Origin of the sequence: Microbulbifer echini (assembly GCF_041447225.1) — a bacterium.
GTDB lineage: Bacteria > Pseudomonadota > Gammaproteobacteria > Pseudomonadales > Cellvibrionaceae > Microbulbifer > Microbulbifer echini.
The window spans coordinates 88,135-94,134 of sequence record NZ_JBGMEL010000017.1; the positions used below are offsets into that span (position 1 = coordinate 88,135).

Genomic DNA, 6,000 nt, shown 5'->3' on the forward strand with positions numbered 1-6,000 from the left:
ATTAACCCTCAGAAAAAAATTGTGATAGAGAGCTTACAAGCAATTCAGCTTTTACTGCGGCAATTAACTTTTTTGCGGGAACCCAGTAAATCATTTTAATTTTTCACCTGCAAGTTAAAACAACCACCGATACATGTGCACGCAAAAACCGAACACCACGTTTCTTTTAATGCCAAATTATAAGCTGTAGATTTTAATAAGCTTATTCCTCCTCATCTCATGCTCACCAAATCACTCCCCTGACAAGAGGAACTATATGCCATTAAACAACAGCATAAATTTCACACATTATAATTTGGGAGATCAATGGGATTCAGTACAATTCTGACACCAAATAGAACCTACTGAAAGATTGATCGAATAAATTTAATTTTTCGCGCAAAGGCACCAAACTTAACCTCACTGTTGTGGTCAATCTTAACTGGACACCTCTTTAATACATTTTTCTAATTCGACAGGGATCACATCCCCCAATGCTGTATACATTCTGTGTGAGCTGCAATAATCTATATAGACTCTCACATCGGTTATTACATCTTTTCTGGTTGCATAGAAGACTCCCGTTAACCATTCCCGCTTCAGACTGTAGTGGTCTAATCCTTCCGGACAAAACCCTGCGCCCCAACACTTTAGGCCATCTATACACTTCCTAAGGGAATCTTGATTCCGCAAATTGCCCAATCAGCCTATTGCATCGTACAGTACGCAAATTACTTTTGTAACCAATTAAAGGTGAACACTAATATTACATAAATTAAAATAATGGAAAGCACCCCATATAAGTTACTCTTCGAATCCTTTGTAGCTTTAATTGATAACCAAAACCCAATAACTCTGGTTATTTCAGGCATCGCCACCCAAGTGAGCACAGAGACAACAAATGTGCCTGTTAAAAACATTGAATACGCCCTCGAGCAGTTATCGACCAGCGATGATATCCACTCTGCGGTTACCATAACGGTTGGGTATAAAACCAATAGAATCAGCATAGCTATCTTCCACTGTGATACCGAAATAGAGTTTTTACCTCCCGTGCTGGCAAGCCAGCCTTCAAAACCATGACTGATACGCTTAAGACTTATACCCTCCAAAAACTCTTTAACTTGAGACATCAAATGCTGACACTCAACGGAGCAGAGCCAATTATCCAGGTGTGTATTTGAGTCAAATCGAAACACGATGACCCACTCATCCGGCACCCCCTTCAACGGGTCTTGTAATATTAAAATCCAAAAACCCCGGGAAACCCCTTATTACTTCATTTATCTCCGTTTGCCAGGACCTATATTTAGGAAAGAATTCAGGTTTTACTTTCTTCGATACAATTACAGCAACCGGGATAGTCATCTGGTTAGTATCGAGAATGATATAGCGCTCAACCTCCCAGAAAAAGTCAACCTCTGTATTCGCAATAAGACTTTTGCGCCATCCATTATCAAGGAAATTTTTTAGGCGATGGAACGTCTCAAACTGAAATAATTGAACCCACTCACTCTAAACACCAAAGACGGAATCAAACAAATCAACCTCCTGTAAACCTACACATGATAGAGTCACATCTACGACCCTTTTGTGCAAGATCGATAATCTACCTCTTTATTTTGAGGAGTTTCCAGCGATAGCACAACGCTCGTATTGGAACCACCGTCCATTTTTGAAAAATGAAAAAAACCCACAAACCGAAAAGCAGAACCAAGGAGCAAGGAGCGAGGTTTTTTCACAAAGGTCTTCTTGCTGCGAGGCTGATGGCTTGCGTGTCACATAGCCCTAAACCTAGAAAGTGTCACGGCACTACATTAGGCGACTAAAATTCAGGATTACGTACAGTTAAGCATGATTAGTTCCTACTTGAACGGCATGCAGGCTCACTAACACTAGGCCACATGGTTATGTGATTGTCGAAGCTATCTTGTTAGTACTTCCTCCCAAACCAGGTCAATCAACATCATCCATTTTTAGATAGACGCCTTTGTGCTACAACCCACGATTCGAACCACGCTATCCTATTCCCCACTCTAACTCTTGCCCTCGAAAAGCAGGAGATAGTCAGTAACCTTAGGATTGCAAACCTATTTTCATTCGAATGAGCCAGAAGAGGGGTATTACTGCTGGGTCGCTATATTTGACAATGGCGAAAGTATAACTTTCCATCCATAGAGATGATGAGAAATCAAACTGTGGGCTGCTGCCAGCAATGCAGCTCGTCCATTCGATAAGAAAAAAGTAAACTTTGAGCCCAGTACTTATTTCTGGCCCTATTTATTTCTTCATATATCCTATATCGATCAGGGCTTCATACACCTCACCCCTCCTTTCTGGATGCTTGCTTATATACCAACTGGATAAATCCATTAATAAATTCTTTAACTGGCCATCAGGTATAAATCCTTCTATATCCTTATCCAATCCAGTTTCTTCTGGCCCAACATAAAACCTGTACCCCTGAAATCTGGCAGAAATACCGTAATCGTGCTCGGCATGTATATCCCACCGGTGGACTCCCCACTCAATATCCCCACTAAATCCTCCATCAATCACAATACATCTAAGGCCAGAACTATAAATTCTCAGTTCAGACAACCTAGTTAGACAGTACTGCACAACCCACTCAGGATCACTAAGGGAGGAGACATTTAGATCAAACCGATTTTTTATTATCTGCATTCAACTCTGAAGTGCATTAGTTAATGCATCTGGAAAAGAACTGTCAGCTGAAGGTCATATTTGCCACTTTTTCTCTACATGGAAATAAGCCCAGGGCAAAGATAACCTTGCCCTGGTTGATTACAGCTAGTTCACACTTTTAGAGTGGTAAACAATCGCTTGCCACACGTTTTGCTGACCGCCGATATAATTCTCAAAGGTAGGATTCTTGATATAGCTCCAGGCCACTTTCCCGTTACCTAGATACATCGGCTCATCCAGTCCACCCCACCCGTAATCGGTAAGCCTTACCGGCCCTTCTAGCACATTCAAGTCCGCATCAATCTCCATCACATAGAAGGCTTTAGGCACCAGCATCCGCATGGCCTCGCCTTTCTTGTTGTAACTGCGATTGTAGGGAAGGTTATCGGAAATACACTGGAATTGTGCGTAACCAAACAAGTAGCGACCATTCTTCAGATCCACCAACTGCGGATCACTAATTTGGCAATCGGAGTCTTCCGCCAGCCACTTCATGCCATTCCCCTCTATATTGCCTCGGCTATCAACTTTAGCGATACCTACGCGAGTTAAGGATGATTTATCCAGGGCGCCACCAGAGTAAAGGTCCTGTCTGGTAATCAGTGGGTAATCCCCACCATAATAGTTATCCTCAAGATATGCGAAGAAGCAATTTTTATAATCATTTGCTGCACACTGGTCATCAAAGGGACCATCTCCACTGGTATCAATACCAAGCACATCCTGTAAGAATGTATTCATATTCTCATCTTCGATATACTTCGGTGAAACGACCACTGAGAGATTGGTATTAGTATCCACCGGAACGACCGTATGCCCTCCGCCATTCGAGATCATTGCACTTGTGGTAGGGACCACGTGGCTATAGGTACCCTCAAAGGAGTCACTATCTTCCATCTTAATGGCAATCGCTTTCAAACCAGGTGAGGGATGGTACTCATTTCCGTCACTGGTACAAAGCGCCCCAAACATTTCATTCCCAGGGTTATAGAAAGCTCGGATATTAAGCACGTGTCCATGCCCACATGCCCAGTCCCAACCCCTATTATCACTTCCAGACATGTTCAAAGACCAATCATCTCGTTCGATAACAGTCAGTCCAGCTGAATAGTGGGAACCGCTAACAAGTACTCGTGCAGTGACGGAGAATGCATAATTCGTACGTCCTTTACTGTCATTTTCAACGTACAACAGCTCTTGAGCACCTAAGTGAGTCCCACCATGCATTTTGTTAACTACGTAGGCACTGGGTACTTCGGATAAGGGTTTTTTATCCCACTCCATTAACCAAATCTGATCGTTGTATTTCTTTTCGTTATCCGTACCTTCAACACTGGAGAGATTGTCCTCAATTTTCATCCAGCTAGTGCCATGCTCCTCTACTAGGTCTTTCTGAACATCGTAGCGCTCACTAGCCTTGTATTCGGTGTTACATAAAACAGCAACTCTTGAGCAATCTGCACTGGCTGTAATACCGTGTGATTCATAACACTGCTTTAGAATCGTGGTATTACCAGTTTGATCAAAGCTGGAAGTTTCAGGGTTGTATTGAAGCTCGTAAACAGAACCGTAGGTAGTATCTGATGCTTTCTGGCCTTCGGATAAGGTCGTAGATACAAACATCCGTGGCTTATCCGTATCTGTAGCACAAGTTGCCGTATAGCTTCGGATAGGAATGTCGATATTCTCCTCATCCTGTTCACTATCTGTACGACCGATATAGTGCGCCAGCTGGTAAACTTCCTGTGCATTGATCATTGCGTTAGGTAACGTGATGTCCGTCGCTGTTATCGTGGCAAACTCCAGCTCTGATCTCGCCACCTCCCCAGTTGTTACCGTTGAAGGCTCATTATCGGGGATTGGTGTATCCCCCCCGGTATCATCAGACCCACCGCCCGCTCCCTGGTCACCACCACTGTTCGTATCACCATTGCTACCTCCGCAAGCAGCCAAGGCCGCTGTAAACGCCAATACCAATAGTCTCTTGCTCAAGAATATGTCCATAGTTGCCAAAGTACCTTCTTTTTCTAATTTTGGTGTTAGGTATCGAACTAGAATTAAGTTCCAATTAAGTCGCGAAATGAAAATAAGAAAAGCATTCTAGCGGGGTCACAAATTATTTCTGTGCAGCACTTAATAAATTACATTATGAGGCAATTATCAAGAAAGGTATAAACGTGACACTATGTGTCACCTATTTACAAATTGAGTTGCCCCAGGCGGCTGAATGTTGAAAAACCGCATAAAACACAGGCGCTGACACTCTTTGGTTTGATCTACAGAGCGAACTTAAAAGGATGACTTGGTTAATCTGCAAGCCTTATCTCAACCGTCAATTAGATATTGAGGCGTGCATTTATTCGACAGCTTAGGCAGCGCCATCGGTTTGACAACTTTCACTTAATAGATCGTTTCTGAGTTGCTCTCTTTAGCCAGCACAGAAGAAAAGAGACTCCAGCCGCTTGAATCAAAAGACTGGCAAACTAAAGGCATGAATACCGCCTACGCACATGGAGGAGAAATATAATTTTATGACAAAATATTACTCTGACAGCAATTATTCTTGAGCGACTTTCTTTATCAGCTGTAAAGTATAAATTTCTAACCATAGAGATCGTGGGCAATCAAGCCGTGGGGGGATGCCAGCGGTGCAGCGCACACACCTGGTATAGGTATAATTTGGTGTCAATATTTCACTCTGCCCCCATTTTTCTCGCGAACGTTTCCCCCAACAAAGGCCCAGCTCATCTTTATCCCATAGCCATAAGCTGTATTGTTCCAGCATCTGGTGCTTCCTAAGCCCCAATGACAATAAGTGACATAGTATCGTTTGTAGTTTATTACCCCAAGCCCCACAGATTCATTTAACTTTGAATAAAACAAATTGTCGGTATATCCAATAAATTGCAGGCGACTCACTTCTAACTATTCTATGCGGATTATTCTTTACATAGTCATTCGGTACGCCATCTATTTCTAGTCTAGATCTTCCTAAAACTGTTTCCCAAGCGCCCTTAAACCCTTAGTGCCGGTCAATAAAGCACCAATTTTCAACCCTGCCTCAACTGCACCGAATCTAAATGCGGTTGCACCAAGTCCAAACTGCTCTTAAGAAAAAATAGGCTCAGAGCAGAATATTCACGTCGAAATAACATACTTTCGGCTTCATTAAGAAAGAGCAGGACCAACCGGAGCAATCAACAAGGACAACCACATTTTATCTGGCCAATCGCTCTGATCCTACCCACCAACGACGGACACTCTCTTAAGCGATAAACTACGCAGCAGAGGTGCCCTATGACACGATCAAGTAAA

Annotated in this window: 3 protein-coding genes; all 3 read right to left on the reverse strand. The window is 42.8% G+C overall.

The annotated features are described in order from the left end of the window. Positions 1 to 710: 710 nt before the first annotated feature. Positions 711 to 1,112, reverse strand: coding sequence for a hypothetical protein (locus ACCI51_RS15960; RefSeq protein WP_371844455.1), 402 nt, complete (start codon positions 1,110 to 1,112; stop codon positions 711 to 713). 1,147 nt (positions 1,113 to 2,259) lie between these two features. Then, positions 2,260 to 2,664 carry a hypothetical protein gene (locus ACCI51_RS15965; RefSeq protein WP_371844457.1) on the reverse strand — a complete coding sequence of 135 codons (405 nt, stop codon included), beginning with the start codon at positions 2,662 to 2,664 and terminating at the stop codon, positions 2,260 to 2,262. Between the two features lie 126 nt (positions 2,665 to 2,790). Then, complete coding sequence (locus ACCI51_RS15970) at positions 2,791 to 4,677, reverse strand: hypothetical protein (RefSeq protein ID WP_371844459.1); 1,887 nt, start codon at positions 4,675 to 4,677, stop codon at positions 2,791 to 2,793. Positions 4,678 to 6,000: the final 1,323 nt, after the last annotated feature.

Coding starts and splice junctions, on each gene's coding strand:
- ACCI51_RS15960 (WP_371844455.1), bottom strand. CDS start 1,112: ATGTCTCAAGTTAAAGAGTTTTTGGAGGGTATAAGTCTTAAGCGTATC.
- ACCI51_RS15965 (WP_371844457.1), bottom strand. CDS start 2,664: ATGCAGATAATAAAAAATCGGTTTGATCTAAATGTCTCCTCCCTTAGT.